The sequence below is a fragment of the Streptomyces sp. NPDC002328 genome (assembly GCF_042890065.1).
In the GTDB taxonomy this organism is placed as follows: Bacteria; Actinomycetota; Actinomycetes; order Streptomycetales; family Streptomycetaceae; genus Streptomyces.
This window is the reverse complement of record NZ_JBIARQ010000010.1, coordinates 88,295-109,692: the sequence shown is the minus strand read 5'-3', so window position 1 is coordinate 109,692 and position 21,398 is coordinate 88,295. Positions and strand designations below refer to the sequence as shown.

Sequence of the window (21,398 nt, the reverse complement as noted above, 5' to 3'; positions counted from 1 at the left end):
CCGTCAGCTGATTTCACCCGTTCGCCGGACGGCTGTCGGGGCGCGAGGGGAGGGTGGGGCGATGGAGACACCGGACGTCGGCATTCCGCCCCGGCTCGCGGAGCGGATGAGCATGGCGGAGCAGTACGAGTACCTGCGCGACACGAGGCGGACCGGGCCGTCCCGGCGTCGGGCGCTGGCGACGGCCGGGGCGGTCGCGGGCGGGGCGGTCGCGGGCGGGGCGGTCGCGGGCGGGCTGCTCACCGGCTGCTCGTCCGCCGCGGACGCGTCCCGGCCGGGGCGGTCGCCGTCCTCCGCCGGCCATGTCCCGGGCTCGGCCGTCGTCCCGTTCGGCCGTCATCTCTCCTTCGGCGCGGACCCGCGGACGCGGATGCGGATCTCCTGGCAGGTCCCGGCCGCGGCGCGCCGCCCGTACATCCGGCTCGGCGCGCGCCCCGACGCGCTCGGCGGGAAGGTCGCGGCGGAGGTGCGCGCCCTGCACACCCCGGGGGTGGAGGGCGTGCGCCGGGCCGTGGAGCAGTACTACGTGCACGCGGCGCTGGACGAACTGCTGCCGGGCACGACGTACTACTACGGCGTCGGCCACGACGGCTTCGACCCGGCCGCCCCGGAGCACCGCGCCACGATCGCGTCCTTCCGCACCGCGCCGGCCCGCCCGGAACGGTTCGTGTTCACCGCCTTCGGCGACCAGGGCGTCGGCCGGGGCGCGGCGGCCGTCAACCGGCTGCTGGTCCGGGAGCGGCCCGCGTTCCATCTGCACGCGGGCGACATCTGCTACGCGGACGGCGCCGGGGCGGGCGGGAGGCCGGCCGGCTACGACCCGACGGTCTGGGACGCGTTCCTGCGGCAGAGCGAGCCGGTGGCGCGGTCGGCGCCGTGGCTGGTGACGACCGGCAACCACGACATGGAGGCCTGGTACTCCGCCGACGGCTACGGCGGCCACCTCGCCCGCTTCTCCCTCCCCGACAGCGGCTTCGCCCCGCGCACGACGCCCGGCGCGTACTCCTTCACGTACGGCAACGTCGGCGTGGTGGCGCTGGACGCGAACGACGTGTCGTACGAGATCCCGGCGAACCTCGGGCAGTCGGGCGGGCGGCAGACGGTGTGGCTGCGGCGGACGCTCGGCACACTGCGGGCGGCGGACGGCGTGGACTTCGTCGTCGTCTTCTTCCACCACTGCGTCCACTCGACCTCGTCGCACGCCTCCGACGGTGGGGTGCGCGCGGCGTGGCTGCCGCTGTTCGAGGAGTTCCGGGTGGACCTGGTGATCAACGGCCACAACCACGTGTACGAGCGGACCGACGCCGTGAAGGGCGGCGCGGTCGGCCGGGCGGTGCCGGTCGGCGGCTCGACCGATCCCGCGCGGGACGGGACCGTGTACGTGACGGCGGGCGGCGGCGGCCGGGGGCTGTACGGGTTCCCGGCGGGCGTGCCGGAGAGCTACGAGGGCCGGGTCACCGCCCACCGGGCCGTCGACACCTTCCGGTGGACGAGCTCCCGGGAGCGGGCGGCGGAGACGGTGGAGTGGTCGCGGGTGCGCTACCGCGGCTTCTCGTATCTCGCGGTGGAGGCGGTCGCCGGCCCGTCGCCCCGGCTGACGGTGTCGGCGCGGGCCGCGGACGGTGCGCGCGTCGACCGTTTCGAGGTGCGGCGCGGAGCCTGAGGTCCCGCTCGGGCTCCGCGTCGCGCCCCCGCGGGTGCGGCTCCCGGTTCTGATCCGGGATCAGGAGGGCGCGGCCGGCCTCAGTGGCCCGTCTCGCCGCCGTTGTCGCGGCGGTCCAGGGCGCGCTGGAGGGCGGCGGCGGCGTTCTTGCGGTCGGACTCGCTCGTCCGGGAGACGTGGCGGACTCGGCGGCGGACGGTCGTCTCGGCCATGGGAAATCGACTCCTTCGAAGTGCGGGGAGCACGGAAGAGGGGGGGTACGAGACGCCGGATGGGCGGGGAGCGCCGGCCGCAGGGGTTGCCTGCACGGGGCCTGGCTCACGTCCGCCATTCGCTGGATCGAGCGAGACGTTCGGCTCCTACAAAGCTAAGCGAGGACGGCGCGACTGTCTCCACAATTACTCGGACTTCCTACTATCTGAGACAGCGCCTTGGCTCACACCCCGCTGAGCTGCGGTTTCGCCATCGTGCGCGCAGCGCGCAACTCCCGCACGAGCGCCCGGACAACCGCGGTCGCCGCGAGTTCTGGCGTGGTGACGTAGCCGACCCGGCGGGTGGGACGCTCCGGCCCGAGATCGGTGATCTCGACGGCGGGCGGCGCCCCGGTGAGGGAGAGCGCGGGCATGACGGCCATGCCGAGACCGCCGGCCACCAGGGACAGCACCGCCCCGTCGTCCTCGGCGCGCACGGTCGCGGCCGGGATCCAGTCCTGGGCGGACCACCAACTCCGGGTGTAGGAGGAGCAGTTCTCCCGCCAGTCGACCAACGGCAGCGAACGCGGCCGGGGATGACCCGCCGGGTGCACGAGCGCGTACGGCTCCTCCAGGAGCACGTCCCCGACCAGCCCCGGCGGGACCGCGGCGCTGGTGCCGACGGTGGCGATCCCGAGGTCGGCCCGCCCCTCGGCCACCTCCCCCGCGGCGCCGGGCCCGATCTCCCGGACGACCGTCACGGTGGCCTCGATCCCGGGGTGCCGGGCGGCCAGCCGCTCCAGGACGGGCGGCAGGAGGTACAGGGCCGCGCTGCGGAACGCGGCGATGCGCAGCGGTCCTGCGGCCTCTCCCGCGTCCGTCGCTCCGCGCGTCTCGACGACCAGTGCCTCCAGCATCCGCAGCACCCGCCGCGCGTGCGCGACGGCCCGCTCCCCCGCCGGCGTCGGCCGGGCCCCGTACCGCCCCCGCTCGAACAGCACCACGCCCAGCTTGCGTTCGACGCCGCGCACGGCGTGCGAGACGGACGACTGGGTGGTCCCGAGGCGCACCGCGGCGGCCGAGAACCCCTCTTCCTCCGCCACCGCCACCACGGTCCGCAACTCCTGCGGCGCGAGATCGACCGCGCTCATGAACGCCCCCAACTGCCCCTATGAGAGCGGCTCATGGGTCCGCCCGTTCCATGAACGCAACCCCCTGCCCACCGCCCGCATTCCTGCCTAGCGTCCGGTGCCATGACCCGCACCGCGCTCACCGTGCACCAGATCGCCCGCCCGGCCGGCTTCCCCGCCCCCGGCGACTTCCGCTTCGCCGAGTCGGCCGTGCCCGACCCGGCCCCCGGCACGGCCCTGGTCGAGAACCTCTACTGGTCCGTCGACCCCTACCACCGCGAGATGATGGACGGCGACTTCGCCCTGCACACCCCGCTGGAGGGCCGCACCCTCGGCCGGATCGTCGCCTCCCGCACGGCCGCGCTGCCCGAGGGCGAGATCGTCTTCCACCGCCACGGCTGGCGCACGCACTCCGTGGTGCGCCCCGAGGAGACCCGACGCCTCCCGCACCACGAGGGAGTGCCCCTGTCCGCCTACCTGAGCCTGCTCGGCGGCACGGGGCTGACGGCGTACGTCGGCCTGACCCGGATCGCCCGGCTGCGCGAAGGCGAGGACCTGTTCGTCTCCGCCGCCGCCGGCGGAGTCGGCACCGCCACCGCACGGTTCGCCCGGCTGCTCGGCGCGGGCCGGCTCATCGGCAGCGCCGGCTCGGCGGCGAAGGCGGCCCACCTCACGCGCCACGTCGGCTACGACGAGGCCTTCGACTACCACCGCGGCCCGGTGTCCCGGCTCCTCGCGGACGCCGCCCCCGACGGCGTCGACGTGTTCGTCGACAACGTCGGCGGCGAGCACCTCGGCGCGGGCATCGGCGCCCTGCGCCCACGCGGGCGGGTGGTGCGGGTCGGCACGGTCGGCCAGTACAACACCCCGGACGCGCCGCCCGTCGTCTTCGACCACGCCGACGTGGTGGAGAAGAGCCTGCGCATCGAGGGCTTCCTCGTCCGCGACTACCAGGAACTCCAGGAGGAGCTGTACGAGTTCGCCGTACCGCCGCTGATCAGCGGGGCGCTCGCGCTCGACGAGACGGTGGTGGACGGGTTCGAGCGGATCGTCGAGGCGTTCCTGCTGATGCTGCGCGGCGGCAACACGGGGAAGATCCTGGTGCGGGCGACCGGCTGACGCTCACCCCTGTTCCGCACGCCGAACGGGCCAAGTCCGTTGCGGACCTGGCCCGTTCGGGGTTCAAGGGCGCTCAGCCCATGTGCGGGTAGGTGTAGTCGGTCGGCGGGACCAGGGTCTCCTTGATGGCGCGGGTCAGGGTCCAGCGCGTCAGGTTCTGGGGGGCGCCGGCCTTGTCGTTGGTGCCGGAGGCACGGCCGCCGCCGAAGGGCTGCTGGCCGACGACGGCGCCGGTCGACTTGTCGTTGATGTAGAAGTTGCCGGCGGCGTAGCGCAGCTTGTCCATCGTGTACGCGGCGGCGGCGCGGTCGCCGGCGACGACCGAGCCGGTCAGCGCGTAGGCGGAGACCGACTCCATCTGCTCCAGCATCTCGTCGTACTTCTCGTCGTCGTAGACGTGCACGGCGAGGATCGGGCCGAAGTACTCGGTGGTGAACACCTCGTTCTCCGGGTCGGTGCACTCGATGACCGTCGGGCGGACGAACCAGCCGGTGGCGTCGTCGTAGCTGCCGCCGGCGACGATCGTGCAGGACGGGTCGGACTTGGCGCGGTCGATGGCGGCCTTGTTCTTGGCGAAGGCGCGCTCGTCGATGACGGCGCCGACGAAGTTGGACAGGTCGGTGACGTCGCCCATGGTGATGTAGTCGACCTCGGCGGCGAACTCCTCGCGGAAGCCGTCGTTCCACAGGGACGCCGGGATGTAGGCGCGGGAGGTCGCCGAACACTTCTGGCCCTGGTACTCGAAGGCGCCGCGGGTCAGGGCGGTCTTGAGGATGGCGCGGTCGGCGCTCGGGTGCGCGACGACGAAGTCCTTGCCGCCGGTCTCGCCGACCAGACGCGGGTAGGAGCGGTAGTTCTCGATGTTGGCGCCGACCGTCTTCCACAGGTACTGGAAGGTCTTGGTCGAGCCGGTGAAGTGGATGCCGGCGAGGTCGCGGTGGTTGAGGGCGACCTCGGAGACCTCGATGCCGTCGCCGGTGACGAGGTTGATGACGCCCTTGGGCAGACCCGCCTCCTCCAGCAACCGCATGAGCAGCACGGCGGCGTGGGTCTGCGTCGGGGACGGCTTCCAGACGACGACGTTGCCCATCAGCGCGGGGGCGGTGGGCAGGTTGCCCGCGATCGCCGTGAAGTTGAACGGCGTGATCGCGTAGACGAAGCCCTCCAGCGGGCGGTGGTCCAGACGGTTCCACACGCCCGGGGAGTTCGCCGGGGGCTGCTCGGCGAGGATCTGGCGGGCGTAATGGACGTTGAAGCGCCAGAAGTCGACCAGCTCGCAGGGGGTGTCGATCTCGGCCTGCTGGGCGGTCTTGGACTGGCCGAGCATGGTGGAGGCGGCCAGCGTCTCGCGCCAGGGTCCGGCCAGCAGCTCGGCGGCGCGCAGGATGATCGCGGCGCGGTCGTCGAAGGCCATCGCGCGCCAGGCGGGCGCGGCGGCGAGGGCCGCGTCGACGGCGTCCTGCGCGTCCTGCTTGGTGGCGTTGCGGTAGGTGCCGAGGACGGCCTTGTGGTTGTGCGGCTGCACCACCTGGAAGGCGTCGCCGCCGCCCATCCGCTTCTCGCCGCCGATCGTGCACGGCAGGTCGACCGGGTTCTCGGCCAGCTCCTTGAGCTTGACCTCCAGCCGGGCCCGCTCGGGCGAGCCGGGGGCGTAGCCGTGCACCGGCTCGTTGACGGGGGTGGGGACCTGGGTCACAGCGTCCATGGGTTCCGTAACTCCTTACTGAGCGGTGTTGCGAGCGGGGTGGTGCGGGCTAGCCCTTGGTGATCATGCTGCGGGCGAAGAAGCGCAGGTTCGCCGGCTTCTCCGCGAGGCGGCGCATGAAGTAGCCGTACCAGTCGGTGCCGTAGGCGGTGTAGACGCGCATGCGGTGGCCCTCGGCGGCGAGCCGCAGGTGCTCCTCGCCGCGGATGCCGTACAGCATCTGGAACTCGTACTCGTCGAGCTTGCGGCCCGCGCGCCGGGCCAGCTCCTGGGCGATGGAGATCAGACGCGGGTCGTGCGACCCGATCATCGGGTACCCCTCGCCCTCCATCAGCGTCCGCAGCACGCGCACGTACGCCTTGTCGATCTCGTGCTTCTGCTGGTAGGCGACCTCGGCGGGCTCCTTGTACGCGCCCTTCACGAGCCGTACGCGGCTGCCGTCGGCGGCGAGACGGCGGGCGTCGGCCTCGGTGCGGAAGAGGTAGGCCTGGATGACGCAGCCGGTCTGCGGGAAGTCCTTCCGCAGTTCCTCGTGGATGGCGAACATCGAGTCGAGGGTGGTGTGGTCCTCGGCGTCGAGGGTGACGGTGGTGCCGATGGCGGCGGCGGCCTCGACGACCGGGCGGACGTTGGCGAGCGCGAGCTCGTGGCCGCCGGGGAGCGCCTGGCCGAACATCGACAGCTTGACGGACATCTCGACGCGCTCGCCGAGCTCCAGCTCCGCGAGCCGGCCGATCAGCGCCAGGTAGGCGTCCCGGGCGGCGGCGGCCTGCTCGGGGGTGGTGATGTCCTCGCCGACGACGTCCATCGTCAGCTCCAGGCCCAGGGCGGTGAGGTCCTCGATGATCGGGACGACGTCGTCGACGGTCTCGCCCGGGATGAAGCGGTCGACGACCTGCTTGGTCACCGGGGCCGCCGAGATCAGGCGTCGCATCCGGTCGCTGCGCGACGCGGCGAGAATCACGGGACCCAGCACGGGGCACCTCCACATACCAACCCACACGAGGCTGTTCCCGACGATTCGGGAACAGCACGGAGAACCACCGTGAAACCTAAGGATCCCTCCGATCGTCGGCCATCGACAGCTGTCACGCATCCGTGCCGCAGATCTCAGACAGATGTATGAAGGGTTCCGGCCGGTGCGGGAGAATGACCGAGTGACGTCGGATTTCAGGGACCGGGACCGGGACTTCAGGGGCGACTACCAGGAACTGGTCGACGAGCTGTCGGAGCTGCTCGGCGCCCCGGCGACGCTGGAGAACCGCGACTTCGAGCTGATCGCCTTCGGCGCGTACGACAGCGACGACGAGCTGGACGCGGCCGCCCTGGACCCCGTGCGCACCCGTTCGATCCTGACCCGGCGCTCGACGGCGGCGGTGCGGGCATGGTTCGAGGGCTTCGGCATCACCCGGGCGACCGGCCCGGTCCGCATCCCCCCGACCCCCGAGGCGGGCGTCCACCGGGGCCGCGTCTGCCTCCCCGTGCGCCATCGGGGCGTGGTCCTCGGCTACGTCTGGCTGCTGGAGGGCGAACCCGGCCCCTCGGACGCCCAGTTGGCCGCCGCGATGGGCGTCACCGCCCGCATCGGCGCGCTGCTCGCCGACGAGGCACAGCACGGCGCCGACCTCACCCGCGAACTGCGGGCGGTGCTGACCGCCGAGCGGGGCTGGCAGCGGGACATGGCGGTGGCGGAACTGCGCACCGCCCTCGGCCCCCGCGCCGACGGCCCCCACACGGTGGTCTGCGTGGCTCCCTGGCCCTCCCCCGACCCGTCCGACGCCCCGTCCCTGCGCACCCTCCCGGGAGCGGAGGCCCTGTGCACGGCCCCCTGGGGCGCGACAGGCCAGTGCCTGGCAGTCCTGGTCCGCCTCCGCTCGACACACACCCTGACGCCGGCGAGCGGGGTGGCGGGGCGGTTGTTGGAGCGGGTGGGGGGTGCGGGGGGTGCGGCGAGTGCGGGTGCTGCCGGGCCCTGGGCCGGTGCCGGGGGTGCGGCGGGGGCGGGCGGCGCGGGGGCCGCCGGAACCTGGGGCGGTGCGGGCGGTGCGGCGGCGGGCGGCGCGGCGGCCAGCGGGTCCTGGGGCGGCGGTGCGGCGGCGGGCGGCTCGGCGGCCGGCGGGTCCTGGAGCGGCGGTGCGGCGGGAGCGGGCGACGGGCGGGGGGCGGCCGGGGGCGCGGCGAGGGGGGCCGAGGATCGGGGTGCCGGCGGCGGAACGGGCCCGAAGGGGGCCGACCGCGCTGCCGGAGCGGGCGCAAAGGGGGCCGACGGTCGCGGTGCCGGTGGCGGAGCCGGCACGAAAGGGGCCCGCCCCGCCGCAGCGGGCGCAAAGGGGGCCGACCGCGCCGCCGGAGCGCCGACACAGGGGGCCGACGGTCGCGGGGCCGGTGGCGGAGCCGGCACGAAAGGGGCCCGCCCCGCCGCAGCGGGCGCAAAGGGGGCCGACCGCGCTGCCGGAGCGCCGACGCAGGGGGCCGACGTTCGGGCCGCCGGTAAGACGGGCGACGTTCGGGCTGTCGGCAAGGCGGGCGACGCGCGGGGCGTCGGCAAGGCGGGCGACGCGCGGGTGGCTGTCGGGATCGCCGGTGGGCGGGTCGGTCTCGCGGAGTTGGGGACCGCCTGGCAGGAGGCGTCGGCCTCGGCGCGGGCGGTGCTGGCCGAGCCCCGGCTCGGCCCGGTCGCCGAGTGGGCGTCCATCGGCCCGTACCGTCTGCTGACCGCGCTCCTCCCGGAGGCCGCCCACGACCCGACGGTCCGCGAGCTGCTGACCCCGGCGCACCGCGAACTCGCCCACACCGCCGAGACCTACCTGGACTGCGCGGGCCAGGCCGGCCGCACGGCGGCGGAACTGGGCATCCACCGCCAGACGCTGTACTACCGGCTGTCACGCGTGGAACAGCTGACGGGCCTGGACCTCGACGACGGCGAGGACCGCCTGCTGCTGCACATGGCACTGAAGGCGCGCCGCCTGTGAGCAGCTAGGAACCCCCGCCCTCCCCGGCCCCGGCCCCCCGCACCCCCGAGATCACCCTCCGCAGCCCCTCCGCCAGCTGTTCGCCCCCGGGGGCGGTTCGCGGGTCGAAGGTCCACTGGGCGATGAGGCCCGTCATCAGGGTCACGTAGAACATGCCGAGGGTGTCCGCCTCCTCGTCCGAGACGTCCTCCTCGCGTCCGCCCATGAGCAGCGGGACAAGGCCGCGCCCGGCTTCCCGCTGGGCCCGCGCCAGGTGGTCGCGGAGCTCGGGCAGCTGGTCGCCCATGACCAGGATCTCCATGCTGAGGCGCCAGATCGAGCCGGGCTCCCGCATGGTGTCCACGATGTTCGACCACACCGCCTGGAACCGTTCGAGAGAGCCCGGCTCCCCGGCGAGCCCGTCCTCGGGGCTCCCCTCGAAGGAGTCGCCCACCGTCTCGACCAGCGCCACGTACGCCTGCGCCAGCAGCGCGTCCTTCGAGCCGTAGTGGTAGCCGATCGAGGCCAGGTTGGCCCCCGACTCCTTGACGACGTCGCGCGCCGTCGTCCGCGCGAACCCCTTCTCCAGCAGGCAGCGCTTGGCGCCTTCGAGCAGATCCTCACGGTGTCCCATGCGATCACATGGTAGCCGCCGATCCATACAAGCGTCCCATACGGCTGTCCCATACGTCTGTCCCATACGGCCGTTCTATACAACCGTCATATACAAACGTTTAAAACGCTCGTACAGTCCTCCCATGACACAACCCGCCCCTGCCCGCGCCGGCCGTCGTGAGTGGACCGCCCTCGCCGTGCTGATGCTGCCGCTGCTCCTCGTCTCCATGGACGTCTCCGTCCTCTACTTCGCGCTCCCGGCGATCAGCGCCGACCTGGAGCCCAGCGGCACCCAGGTGCTGTGGATCTTCGACATCTACGGGTTCGTCCTCGCCGGCCTGCTCATGACGATGGGCTCGCTGGGCGACCGCATCGGCCGTCGTCGGCTGCTGCTGGCCGGGGCGGCGGCCTTCGGCCTCGCCTCGCTGGTCGCGGCGTACGCAGACGGCGCGGCGACCCTGATCGCGGCCCGCGCGATGCTCGGCGTCGGCGGCGCGACGCTCATGCCGTCGACGATGGCCATGATCCGCACGATCTTCACGGACCCCGGTCAGCGGGCGAAGGCCATCGCGGTCTGGTCCGGCGTGATGACCGCGGGCGTGGCCCTCGGCTCGGTGCTGAGCGGGGTGCTGGTGGAATTCTTCTGGTGGGGCTCGGTCTTCCTGGTGAACCTGCCGGCGATGGCGCTGCTGCTCGTCCTCGGGCCGATCCTGCTGCCCGAGTCGCGCAGCCCGGACCCGGGCCGTTTCGACTGGCCCGGCGTCCCGCTGTCGATGGCCGCGGTGCTGCCCGCCGTCTACGGCCTGAAGGAGATTCCGTCGGAGGGCTGGAACGTCCGCTACGTCGTCTCGATCACGGTCGGTCTGCTCTTCGCCGCGCTCTTCGTCCACCGCCAGCGCACGGCGTCCGCCCCGATGATCCCGCCAGCCCTGTTCCGCGGGCGCGGCTTCGCCCCGGCGGTGGGGCTGAACCTGCTCGCCGCGTTCGGGATGATGGGCTCGGTCTTCTTCACCACGCAGTACCTTCAGTCGGTGCTCGGCAAGAGCGCGCTGGAGGCGGCCCTCTGGGCGCTGCTCCCGTCGGTGCCGATCGGGTTCGCCGCCCCGCTGGCGACCTGGCTGGTGCGGAGCGGTGTGCCGCGCGTCCACGTGGTGACGGCGGGCTTCGTGATCGCCGCGAGCGGCTACGGGATGCTGGCCCTCATCGACCGGGACGCGTTGTGGCTGCTGCTGGCGGGGTGCGGGGTGCTGGCGTCCGGCATCGTGATGGTGATGTCCCAGATCATGGACCTCGCCCTGGGCGCGGCGCCGGTGGAACGGGCGGGCGCCGCGTCCTCACTGATGGAGACCGGGACGGAGTTCGGCGGCGCCCTCGGCATGGCGGTGCTCGGCTCGATCGGCACGGCGGTCTACCGCCACGAGATGCCGGCGTCGGCCCCGGCTCCGGCGCGGGAGACGCTGGGCGGCGCGCTGGCGGTCGCCGACCGGTTCCCCGGCCTGGCGCCGGTGGCCCGGGAGGCGTTCACCGACGGGATGCGGGCGGCGGCGCTCGCGGGCGCGGTGGTCCTGGCGGCAGCGGGAGCACTGGCGGCGGCCACTCTGCGCCGAGCGCAGACACGGGAGCACACAAAAACGCCGGACGAGCAGTGCAGCCCGTCCGGCGTTTGAGGACGAGGCCCGTTCAGGGCCGAAGCGGGGGCCCGGGGGCGGCAGCCCCCGGGGACGGTCACCGCAAAGAACGGTCACCGGGACCCGACGGCCACCGACCTCCCCGGTCAGACCAGGTTCACCGCACGCGCAGACGTCGCGCCGATCTCCTCCGCGACCTCCGCCAGCACCACGGAGGACACCGTGTCGTCCACCGTCAGCACGGCCAGCGCCTCGCCGCCCGCCGCGGCGCGGGCGACCTGCATGCCGGCGATGTTGATGCCGGCCTCGCCGAGGATGCGGCCGACGGTGCCGACGACGCCCGGACGGTCCTCGTAGCGCAGGACGACCATGTGGTCGGCGAGGGCGAGGTCCACGTCGTAGTCGCCGACCGCGACGATCTTCTGGAGGTGCTTCGGACCGGCCAGCGTGCCGGAGACCGACACCTCCTCGCCGCTGCCGAGCGTGCCGCGCACGGTGACGACGTTGCGGTGGTCGGCCGACTCCGAGCTGGTCGTCAGCCGCACCTCGACGCCGCGCTCCTGGGCGAACAGCGGGGCGTTGACGTACGACACCGTCTCGTCGACGACGTCCTCGAAGACGCCCTTGAGGGCGGACAGCTCCAGCACCTTCACATCGTGCTGGGTGATCTCGCCGTACACCTCGACGTCGAGGCGGACCGCGACCTCGCCCGCGAGCGCGGTGAAGATGCGGCCGAGGCGCTCGGCGAGCGGCAGGCCCGGCTTGACGTCCTCGGCGATGACGCCGCCCTGGACGTTCACCGCGTCCGGCACCAGCTCGCCGGCGAGGGCGAGACGGACCGACTTCGCGACGGCGATGCCGGCCTTCTCCTGGGCCTCGTCCGTGGACGCGCCGAGGTGCGGGGTGGCGACGACCTGGTCGAACTCGAACAGCGGCGAGTCGGTGCAGGGCTCCTTGGCGTACACGTCGAGGCCGGCGCCGGCGACCCGGCCCTCCTTGAGCGCCGAGTACAGCGCCTCCTCGTCGACGATCCCGCCGCGCGCGGCGTTGACGACGCGCACGCTCGGCTTGACCTTGCGCAGCGCCTCGTCGCCGATGAGACCGACCGTCTCGGGGGTCTTCGGCAGGTGGACGGTGATGAAGTCGGAGACCTCCAGCAGCTCGTCCAGCGACAGCACCTTCACGCCCATCTGCGCGGCTCGCGCGGGCTGCACGTAGGGGTCGTAGGCGACGACCTTCATGCCGAAGGCGGACATCCGCTGGGCGACGAGCGCGCCGATGCGGCCGAGGCCGACCACGCCGAGGGTCTTCTCGGCGAGCTCCACGCCCGTGTACTTGCTGCGCTTCCACTCGGCGTTCTTCAGCGCGGCGTTGGCCTGCGGGATGTTGCGGGCGGTGGCGAGGATCAGACCGCAGGCCAGCTCGGCGGCGGTCACGATGTTGGAGGTCGGGGCGTTGACGACCATCACCCCGGCCTTGGTGGCGGCGGAGACGTCGACGTTGTCCAGGCCGACGCCGGCGCGCGCCACGACCTTCAGCTTCTTCGCGGCGGCGATCGCCTCGGCGTCCACCTTGGTGGCGGAGCGGATCAGGATGGCGTCGACGTCGGCGATGGCCGGGAGCAGTTCGGCCCGGTCCGCTCCGTTGCAGTGCCGGATCTCGAAGTCCGGGCCGAGCGCGTCCACGGTCGCGGGCGACAGCTCTTCAGCGATGAGTACGACGGGTTTCGAGCTCACGTGAGTCCTCACAAATCCAATGCGTGCGGACGGCCGTCCCGACGGCCGCAGGCGGAGGAGGGGAGCGGCACCTCGGTGTCGCTTTGCCGCGTGGAAGACGCACGACGCTGTGGGCCTGACGCGTATGTAGTGCAGCAGTCTAGTGCCGCGGCAAAGGTCGTCTTGCGCCTCTGCGGAAGGATCACCCGTCCGTGGCCGGACGGGGTGGACAACACCGTCTCCTACGACGTTACCCGGGGTTCGCCGAAAGGGCCGGAGCGATCCGCTCCGGCCCCGGCGGTGAGGCTTACGCCTCCTCGTCGACCCAGCTCATCAGCTTGCGCAGCTGCTTGCCGGTGGTCTCCAGCAGGTGCTCGGAGTCCTGGTTCTTGTACTCGTTGTACTTCTTCAGGCCGCCGTGGTACTCGTCCATCCACTGCTGGGCGAAGGTGCCGTCCTGGATCTCGGCGAGGACCTTCTTCATCTCGGCCTTGGTGGCGTCGGTGATGACGCGCGGGCCGGTGACGTAGTCGCCCCACTCGGCGGTCTCGGAGACGGACCAGCGCATCTTCTCCAGGCCGCCCTCGTACATGAGGTCCACGATCAGCTTCAGCTCGTGCAGGCACTCGAAGTAGGCGATCTCCGGCTGGTAGCCGGCCTCGACCAGGGTCTCGAAGCCCGCCTTGACCAGCGCCGAGGTGCCGCCGCACAGCACGGCCTGCTCACCGAACAGGTCGGTCTCGGTCTCCTCGGTGAAGGTCGTCTTGATGACGCCGGCGCGGGTGCCGCCGATCGCCTTCGCGTACGACAGGGCCAGGTCGAAGGCGCTGCCCGTGGCGTCCTGTTCGACGGCGGCGATCGCGGGGACGCCGCGGCCCTCCTCGTACTGGCGGCGGACCAGGTGGCCCGGACCCTTCGGGGCGACCAGGGCGACGTCCACGCCGGCCGGGGGCTTGATGAAGCCGAAGCGGATGTTGAAGCCGTGGGCGAAGAACAGCGCGTCGCCGTCGCTCAGGTTCGGGGCGATCGACTCCTCGTAGACCTGGGCCTGGATCGGGTCCGGGATCAGGATCATGATGACGTCGGCCTCGGTGGCGGCCTCGGCCGGGGTCACCACGCGCAGGCCCTGCTCCTCGGCCTTCGCCTTGGACTTGGAGCCCTCGTGCAGACCGACCCGCACGTCGACACCGGAGTCACGGAGCGACAGGGCGTGGGCGTGGCCCTGGCTGCCGTATCCGATGACGGCGACCTTGCGGCCCTGGATGATGGACAGGTCGGCGTCGGCGTCGTAGAACAGCTCGGCCACTTGGGTTCTCTCCTTGGGTGCTGGTGTTGCGTCCCACCGTATGACGGCGGGCGGAAGGGAAGTCTCGGGGTCTCGGTATACGGGCGGCCGGTGTCACCCGGCCGCCCGTACCGGCGTTACGCCGAACGGTCGAGTGCGCGCAGGGACCGGTCCGTGATCGAACGGGCGCCGCGGCCGATCGCGATCGTGCCGGACTGGACCAGCTCCTTGATGCCGTACGGCTCCAGCATCTTGAGCATGGCGGACAGCTTGTCGCTGCTCCCGGTGGCCTCGATGGTCACGGCCTCCGGGGAGACGTCCACGGTCTTGGCGCGGAACAGCTGGACGATCTCGACGATCTGGGAGCGCGTCTCGTTGTCGGCGCGCACCTTCACCAGAACGAGTTCACGGTGGACGGCCTGGGCCGGCTCCAGTTCGACGATCTTCAGCACCTCGACGAGCTTGTTGAGCTGCTTGGTGACCTGCTCCAGCGGCAGGGCGTCGACGCTCACCACGATCGTGATGCGGGAGATGTCGGCGTGCTCGGTGACGCCGACCGCGAGGGAGTCGATGTTGAAGCCGCGGCGGGAGAACAGGGCGGCGATCCGGGCCAGGATGCCCGGCTTGTTCTCCACCAGGACGGAGAGCGTGTGCTTGGACATTTCTCTTTCGTCTCTCTCGCTCAGTCGTCTTCGTTGTCGCCGAAGTCGGGGCGGACGTCCCGGGCGGCCATGATCTCGTCGTTGGAGGTGCCGGCGGCGACCATCGGCCACACCATCGCGTCCTCGTGGACGATGAAGTCGACGACGACCGGGCGGTCGTTGACCGAGTTCGCCTCCTCGATGACCTTGTCGAGGTCGTCCGGGGACTCGCAGCGGATCGCGTAGCAGCCCATGGCCTCCGACAGCTTGACGAAGTCGGGGACGCGGGTGCCGCGGGCGTCCGGGTTGACGTCGTTCGGGCCGGAGTGCAGCACCGTGTTGGAGTAGCGCTGGTTGTAGAACAGGGTCTGCCACTGGCGGACCATGCCGAGCGCGCCGTTGTTGATGACCGCGACCTTGATCGGGATGCCGTTCAGGGCGCAGGTGGTGAGCTCCTGGTTGGTCATCTGGAAGCAGCCGTCGCCGTCGATCGCCCAGACGGTCTTCGACGGGGCGCCCGCCTTCGCGCCCATCGCGGCCGGCACCGCGTAGCCCATCGTCCCGGCGCCGCCGGAGTTCAGCCAGGTGGCGGGCTTCTCGTACTGGATGAAGTGGGCGGCCCACATCTGGTGCTGGCCGACGCCCGCGGCGAAGATCGTGCCCTCGGGGGCGAGCTGTCCGATGCGCTCGATGACGTGCTGCGGGGAGAGCGAGCCGTCCTCGGGCTGGTCGTAGCCGAGCGGGTAGGTGTCGCGCCAGCGGGACAGGTCCTTCCACCAGGTGCCGTAGTCGCCCTGGTTGCCCTCGCTGTGCTCCTTCTGGACGGCTTGGATCAGGTCCGCGATGACCTCGCGCGCGTCCCCGACGATCGGCACGTCGGCGGCGCGGTTCTTGCCGATCTCCGCCGGGTCGATGTCCGCGTGGACGATCTTGGCGTACGGGGCGAAGCTGTCGAGCTTGCCGGTGACGCGGTCGTCGAAGCGGGCGCCGAGGGCGACGATCAGGTCGGCCTTCTGGAGACCGGTGACGGCGGCCACCGAGCCGTGCATGCCGGGCATGCCCAGGTGCTGCGGGTGGCTGTCGGGGAACGCGCCCAGCGCCATCAGCGTGGTGGTGACCGGCGCGCCGGTCAGCTCGGCGAGGACCTTCAGCTCGGCGGTGGCGCCGGCCTTGAGGACGCCGCCGCCGACGTAGAGGATCGGCCGCTTGGCGGCGGTGATCAGCTTGGCGGCCTCGCGGATCTGCTTGGCGTGCGGCTTGGTGACGGGCCGGTAGCCGGGCAGGTCCATGGTGGGCGGCCAGGAGAACGTCGTCCGCGCCTGGAGTGCGTCCTTGGCGATGTCGACCAGGACGGGCCCCGGGCGGCCGGTGGAGGCGATGTGGAACGCCTGCGCGATGACCCGCGGGATGTCCTCGGCCTTGGTGACGAGGAAGTTGTGCTTGGTGATCGGCATGGTGATGCCGACGATGTCCGCCTCCTGGAAGGCGTCGGTGCCGATCGCCTTGGAGGCGACCTGGCCGGTGATCGCGACCAGCGGCACGGAGTCCATGTGGGCGTCCGCGATCGGGGTCACCAGGTTGGTGGCGCCGGGACCGGAGGTGGCCATGCAGACGCCGACCCTGCCCGTGGCCTGCGCGTAGCCGGTGGCCGCGTGGCCGGCGCCCTGCTCGTGACGGACCAGGACGTGGCGCACCCGGGTCGAGTCCATCAGCGGGTCGTAGGCGGGAAGGATCGCACCGCCGGGAATGCCGAACACCGTGTCGGCCCCGACCTCCTCGAGAGAGCGGATGAGGGACTGCGCGCCCGTGACGTTCTCGACGGGAGCGGAGTGTCCTCCGGATCGGGGCCGCGGCTGCGGGTGACTGGCCCCGGTGGCCTGCTCGGTCATCGGCATTCTCTTCTCGATGCTGAGGGTTTTAGCGTGTTTTGTACGGAGTGCGACTGCTGCCTGTGCAACAAAAAACCCCTCGTGCCAAAAGGCAAGCGAGGGGAGCGCGCCGGGTGGGGTCGCTGGGAGTTCCGGGTCTGTCCGGAGCGTCACCAGCTTCAGCCGACGCGCTTTCCAAGTACGAGAATTCGGGTGCGCATGGCACTGACCCTCCCCCCGGCGCGCACCGACTGTCAAGTGGGTGGGACATGAGTCTCATTATGTGAGCGTACCGGCGTCCCGCCCAGGACCGTGGTGACGCCGCCGGTGAACGTCGGCGGGCCGCCGATCGCGAACATCGGTTCGACGGGTCCGTGCGGCACCGGGTAGTCGCCGCGGCCGAGCGCCCGGCGCAGCCGGTACTCGTCGAGCGGCCCCGAGAACGCCATGCCCTGGCCGTGGGTGCAGCCCATCGCGCGCAGGGCGACGACCTGTTCGGGCAGGTCCACGCCGTCGGCCACGGACTGGAGTCCGAGGTCGCCCGCGATCCGCAGCAGCCCGCTGGTGATCTTGTGCAGCCGCGCGGACTCGACGACTCCCTCGACCAGCCCGCGGTCGAGCTTGAGCACGTCGACGGGCAGCCGGCGCAGGGCCGTTATGGCCACACAGCCGCCGAAGCCGTCCAGGGCGATCCGCACACCGAGTCTGCGCAGCGCGCCCAAGCGGCGTTCCAGGTCGTCCAGCGGCACCCGGGAGTCGATGTCGGCCAGCTCGATCACCAGCGATCCGGACGGCAGTCCGTGCCGGGTCAGCAGGGCCTCGACGGAGCCCAGCGGCATCGACCGGTCCAGCAGCCGCCGGGCGCCCACCCGGACGACCACCGGCAGGTTCAGTCCGCTCGCGGCCCGGTCGGCGGCCTGGGCCACGGCCTCCTCCAGCATCCAGCGGCCCAGCTCGGCGGTCTTGTCGCCGTCCTCCGCCACCCGCAGGAACTCCGCGGGCGTGAACAGCACGCCTTGCGAGGACCGCCAGCGGGCCTGCGCGGCGACCGACGCGATCCGGCCGTCCTCCAGCCGCACCACCGGCTGGTGCAGCAGCGTGAACTCGCCGTCGTGCAGGGCGGCCCGCAGCCGCGTGGCCAGCTCCGCCTTGCGTACGACGTCCTGCTGCATCTGCGGCTTGTACAGCTCGACCCGGCCCTTGCCGCCCGCCTTCGCCCGGTACATGGCGAGGTCGGCGTTGCGCAGCAGTTCCCCGGCGCCGAGTCCGGGTTCGGCGAAGGCTACGCCGATGGACGCGGCCACCCGGACCTCGTTGCCGTCGATGAGGTAGGGCTGCGAGAGCGTGATCCTGAGGCGGTCGGCGAGGTCCACGATGTGGCGCTCGCGCGCGCTGCGGTCGCGGGTGCCGTCCCCGACGATGAGCGCCGCGAACTCGTCGCCGCCCAGCCGGGAGGCCGTGTCGCCCTGGCGGACGGCATCCTGGAGCCTGCGGGCGGCCTGGACGAGCAGTTCGTCCCCGGCCTGGTGGCCGATGGTGTCGTTGACGGCCTTGAAGCCGTCGAGGTCGATGAAGAGGACGGCCGTGTTGCGCAGCGCGGGGCCCCGGTCGGAGCTGCGGCGGCCGGAGAGCGCCTGCTGGACGCGGCGGGTGAACAGCGCCCGGTTGGGCAGGTCGGTGAGCGGGTCGTGCTCGGCGTTGTGCTGGAGCTGTGCCTGGAGGCGCACGCGTTCGGTCACGTCCCGGCTGTTGAAGATCAGGCCGCCGTGATGGCGGTTGACGGTCGACTCGACGTTGAGCCAGCCCCCGTCGCCGGAGCGGAACCGGCACTCGATGCGGGTGGTGGGCTCCTCCTGGGGGCTGGCGGCGAGGAAGCGGCGCACCTCGTGCACCACGCAGCCCAGGTCCCCCGGATGGATGAGATGGGCCAGTTCGGTGCCGACCAGGTCCTCCGCGGGCCGTCCGTAGACGCCGGCGGCGGCCGGGGAGACATAGCGCAGGATGCCGCTGGGCGCGGCGATCATGATGACGTCGCTGGAGCCCTGGACCAGGGAACGGAAGTGGTTCTCCTTCTGGGCCAGTTCCTGGGTGAGGGTGATGTTGTCGAGCAGCATGATGCCCTGGCGGACCACGAGGGCGAGCACGACGGTGCCGCCGGTCAGCAGGACGACCCGGTCGACGCTGCGGCCGTTGAGGACGTTGTAGAGGATCCCCAGGGTGCAGACGGCGGCGGCGAGGTAGGGCGTGAGGGCGGCGAGGGAGCCGGTGATGGGGCGGGTGGCCGGGTACCGGCTGTGGTCGCCCGGTGCACTGGGCTTGGCCGGAGTGGAGGAGTGCGCCGGAGTGGAGGAGTGCGTCGGCGAGGAGGAGTGCGTCGACGCGGGGAGCTGGGTCGGCGCGGGGAGTTGGGCCGGCGGGTGCGGCTGGGCCGGGGCGGCGGCGGTGCGCCGGCCGGGCAGGTGCTCGTGCACCACGCGTGTGTGCCCGTCCTCGCCGCGCCGGTGCTGCCGGCCGGCGGCCCAGGGGGCGTACGCGAGGAGCAGGGAGCCCGCGAACCAGCCCGCGTCGAGGAGTTGGCCCGAGCGGTAGGAGTGGTGCAGCAGCGGTGAGGTGAACAGGGCGTCGCACATGACGGTCAGCGCGAGCGCGCCGACGGCGGTGTTGACCGCCGTGCGGTTGACCGGCGAGCGCCGGAAGTGCAGCACCAGCACCATGCTGACCAGGGCGATGTCGAGCAGCGGGTAGGCGAGGGAGAGCGCCGCGTGGGCCACGCTCGGTCCGTCGAGCTGCGCGGCCTGGGCGAGCGCGAGGCTCCAGGACAGCGTGAGCAGCGAGCCGGCGATCAGCCAGGCGTCGAGCGCCAGGCAGACCCAGCCCGCCTTGGTGACGGGCCGGGCGGCGAGCACCAGCAGCCCCACGATCGCGGGCGGCGCGAAGCACAGGAAGAACAGGTCGGCGTAGCTGGGGCTGGGCACGGGCCGGTTCAGCACGACCTCGTACCAGCCCCAGACCAGGTTGCCCAGGGCCGCCATCGTCGAGGAGAGCGCGAACAGCAGCCAGGCGGGTCGAAAGCGGACGCGGCGGTTGCGCGCGTAGAGGAAGCAGGACACCGCGGCGGTGCCCGCAGCGGCGGCGAGGCCGAAGTCGCCCATGATCAGGGCGGTGTGGTCCGAACCCCAGCCGAACGCGGAGCCGACGGCGTATCCCGCGCACACCAGGGCCAGCACCAGTTGACGGACCGCTCCCGGTCCGGGGCCGCCGGCGGACGGCGGCTTCGGCAGCGACGTCCCCGCCATCGGCTGGGCGCGCAGCGCTCCGTCGAGGAGGGTCGTGGAGGTCGGCGGCGAGCTCACCGGGGCCTCCCGGTCCGCGCCGCTCCCGGTCCCTGCGGGGCCTGGTGCGCGGGGCGCGCCGCGTGCGCCGAGGGCGCTGTGCGGAGGTGGTGGCTGCGGTGGTGACGACAGCGGTGCCGGTGACTGTGGTGGTGCCAGTGGTGGTGACAGTGGTGCCGGCTGTCGCGCCGGGTCGGGTGCCCGGTCGCGCCGCCGCGTCGTCGGCGCGTAGCCGCGCGGCAGGGCCGCCGGCGGCGGCTCCGCCGCGTCGGATCGTTCGTCCATTGGCCGTGCATCGCCCGTCGCCCCCCTCACAGTCTGAAATGTCCGTCCCCGGCGCCGAACGGTGCGCGGCGCAGCCCCTGTCGGGACGATACACCAGTCTCGTCACTCAGGGACATAGTTCCTCTACGCTCAGTGACGATCAGCGGCAACGCGCGCACGTACCGCGTCCGGAGGACTGCGGAGGGTGCCCTAAGCGGATTACGCGCGTGCCATGGCCGTCATGCCTCGTCCGTGGCGCCCGTCGTAAGGATCACGTTGCGCAGCGGCTCCCGGTTCACGAAACGGCCCAACTGGTCCACCAGGAGTCGCTTGGCGCGCGGCAGGAACGCGGAGGTGGGTCCGCCGACGTGCGGGCTGATCAGGACGCCGGGCGCCTGCCACAGGGGGTGGCCCGGGGGCAGCGGTTCGGGGTCGGTGACGTCCAACGCGGCGGTGAGGCGGCCGGTCTCCACCTCGGCGAGCAGGGCCTTGGTGTCGACGACCGCGCCCCGGGCCACGTTGACGAGGAGCGCGCCGTCCTTCATGCGGGCGAGGAACTCGGCGTCCACCAGGCCCCGGGTGGTCTCGTTCAGGGGCGTCGAGAGGATCACGACGTCCGCCTCGGGGAGCAGGGCGGGCAGCTCGGTGAAGGGGTGCACCGGGCCGCGCGCCGTGGTGCGCTCGGAGCGCGCGACGCGCGCCACCCGCGCCACCTCGAAGGGCACGAGCCGGTCCTCGATCGCCTCACCGATGGCCCCGTAGCCGACGACGAGCACGTTCTTGTCGGCGAGCGCCGGATGGAACTCGCTGCGCCAGCGGCCCTGTTCCTGTGCGCGGACGAACTGCGGGACGCCGCGCAGGGAGGCGAGGGTCAGGGTGAGCGCGAGCTCCGCGGTGCTCGCCTCGTGCACCCCGCGCGCGTTGCACAGCCGCACTCCCGGCACGAGGTCCGACAGCCGCGCGGTGACGTCGTCGACGCCCGCGGTGAGGGTCTGCACGACCTGGAGACGGCTCATCTCGCGCAGCGGGCGCACCTTCACCGGCTGGCGCTTCATGTAGGGCACCACGTACAGGACGCAGTTCGCGGGGTCGCCGGGGAACTCCTGGTCGCCGGCCTCGCCGCCGTCCCAGAAAAGGTAGTCGGGGCCCTCGGGGAGCCCGTCGATCTCGTCGGGCGGGATGGGCAGCCATACGTCGCGGGGTGTGTCCGTGGTCATGGTCACGAGGCTATGTGCTGCACGCGCGCGTGCAGAGGTTAGGTTGGTGGGCCGGGACAGGGAGGATCACGAGC

14 protein-coding genes and 2 pseudogenes are annotated in these 21,398 nt (G+C 72.4%); 5 read left to right on the top strand and 11 right to left on the bottom strand.

What is annotated here, in order from left to right:
* Positions 1-61: 61 nt before the first annotated feature.
* Positions 62-1,663, top strand: a complete 1,602-nt coding sequence (locus tag ACFYX4_RS24475; RefSeq protein ID WP_389337152.1) for a purple acid phosphatase family protein — start codon at positions 62-64, stop codon at positions 1,661-1,663.
* Positions 1,664-1,743: 80 nt separating this feature from the next.
* Here ACFYX4_RS24475 and ACFYX4_RS24470 read toward each other — a convergent pair whose 3' ends face one another.
* Together ACFYX4_RS24470 and ACFYX4_RS24465 are read right to left on the bottom strand one after the other, a co-directional pair.
* Positions 1,744-1,875: a hypothetical protein gene (locus ACFYX4_RS24470; RefSeq protein WP_015493350.1), complete on the bottom strand. Its 132-nt coding sequence runs from the start codon at positions 1,873-1,875 to the stop codon at positions 1,744-1,746.
* 224 nt (positions 1,876-2,099) lie between these two features.
* Positions 2,100-3,005 (bottom strand): LysR family transcriptional regulator, encoded by a 906-nt coding sequence (locus tag ACFYX4_RS24465; protein ID WP_389337148.1) that lies wholly within the window; start codon positions 3,003-3,005, stop codon positions 2,100-2,102.
* 102 nt (positions 3,006-3,107) lie between these two features.
* Here ACFYX4_RS24465 and ACFYX4_RS24460 point away from each other — a divergent pair, with 102 nt between their 5' ends.
* Positions 3,108-4,103: a zinc-binding dehydrogenase gene (locus tag ACFYX4_RS24460; RefSeq protein WP_389337145.1), complete on the top strand. Its 996-nt coding sequence runs from the start codon at positions 3,108-3,110 to the stop codon at positions 4,101-4,103.
* Between the two features lie 73 nt (positions 4,104-4,176).
* Here the strand turns inward: ACFYX4_RS24460 and pruA are convergent, their stop codons facing one another.
* A complete protein-coding gene (pruA, locus tag ACFYX4_RS24455; RefSeq protein WP_389337142.1) occupies positions 4,177-5,808 on the bottom strand; it encodes an L-glutamate gamma-semialdehyde dehydrogenase in 1,632 nt (543 codons plus the stop codon).
* A gap of 49 nt (positions 5,809-5,857) precedes the next feature.
* Complete coding sequence (locus ACFYX4_RS24450) at positions 5,858-6,784, bottom strand: proline dehydrogenase family protein (RefSeq protein WP_389337139.1); 927 nt, start codon at positions 6,782-6,784, stop codon at positions 5,858-5,860.
* A gap of 142 nt (positions 6,785-6,926) precedes the next feature.
* On the opposite strand from ACFYX4_RS24450, the pseudogene ACFYX4_RS24445 reads away from it, so the two are divergent.
* Positions 6,927-7,892, top strand: a pseudogene (locus ACFYX4_RS24445) (PucR family transcriptional regulator); the annotation flags it as partial.
* 474 nt (positions 7,893-8,366) lie between these two features.
* Positions 8,367-8,780: pseudogene (locus ACFYX4_RS24440) on the top strand (PucR family transcriptional regulator); the annotation flags it as partial.
* 4 nt (positions 8,781-8,784) lie between these two features.
* Here the strand turns inward: ACFYX4_RS24440 and ACFYX4_RS24435 are convergent.
* Positions 8,785-9,393, bottom strand: a complete 609-nt coding sequence (locus ACFYX4_RS24435) for a TetR/AcrR family transcriptional regulator (protein ID WP_389337136.1) — start codon at positions 9,391-9,393, stop codon at positions 8,785-8,787.
* Between the two features lie 124 nt (positions 9,394-9,517).
* Between ACFYX4_RS24435 and ACFYX4_RS24430 the strand changes: the two genes are divergently transcribed.
* Positions 9,518-11,041: an MFS transporter gene (locus ACFYX4_RS24430; protein ID WP_389337133.1), complete on the top strand. Its 1,524-nt coding sequence runs from the start codon at positions 9,518-9,520 to the stop codon at positions 11,039-11,041.
* A 107-nt stretch (positions 11,042-11,148) separates the two neighbouring features.
* Here the strand turns inward: ACFYX4_RS24430 and serA are convergent, their stop codons facing one another.
* The 6 genes from serA to ACFYX4_RS24400 all read right to left on the bottom strand — a co-directional run bounded on the left by serA (position 11,149) and on the right by ACFYX4_RS24400 (position 21,324).
* Entirely contained in the window at positions 11,149-12,738 is a 1,590-nt protein-coding gene (gene serA / locus ACFYX4_RS24425) for a phosphoglycerate dehydrogenase (protein WP_389337130.1), read from the bottom strand.
* A 286-nt stretch (positions 12,739-13,024) separates the two neighbouring features.
* Positions 13,025-14,023: a ketol-acid reductoisomerase gene (ilvC, locus tag ACFYX4_RS24420; RefSeq protein WP_389337127.1), complete on the bottom strand. Its 999-nt coding sequence runs from the start codon at positions 14,021-14,023 to the stop codon at positions 13,025-13,027.
* 116 nt (positions 14,024-14,139) lie between these two features.
* Complete coding sequence (ilvN, locus tag ACFYX4_RS24415) at positions 14,140-14,664, bottom strand: acetolactate synthase small subunit (protein WP_389337124.1); 525 nt, start codon at positions 14,662-14,664, stop codon at positions 14,140-14,142.
* A gap of 20 nt (positions 14,665-14,684) precedes the next feature.
* Complete coding sequence (locus ACFYX4_RS24410) at positions 14,685-16,532, bottom strand: acetolactate synthase large subunit (protein WP_389337121.1); 1,848 nt, start codon at positions 16,530-16,532, stop codon at positions 14,685-14,687.
* Positions 16,533-16,765: 233 nt separating this feature from the next.
* On the bottom strand, positions 16,766-19,864 hold the full coding sequence (locus ACFYX4_RS24405) for a putative bifunctional diguanylate cyclase/phosphodiesterase (RefSeq protein WP_389337118.1): 3,099 nt from the start codon (positions 19,862-19,864) through the stop codon (positions 16,766-16,768).
* A 482-nt stretch (positions 19,865-20,346) separates the two neighbouring features.
* Entirely contained in the window at positions 20,347-21,324 is a 978-nt protein-coding gene (locus ACFYX4_RS24400) for a 2-hydroxyacid dehydrogenase (RefSeq protein WP_389337115.1), read from the bottom strand.
* Positions 21,325-21,398: the final 74 nt, after the last annotated feature.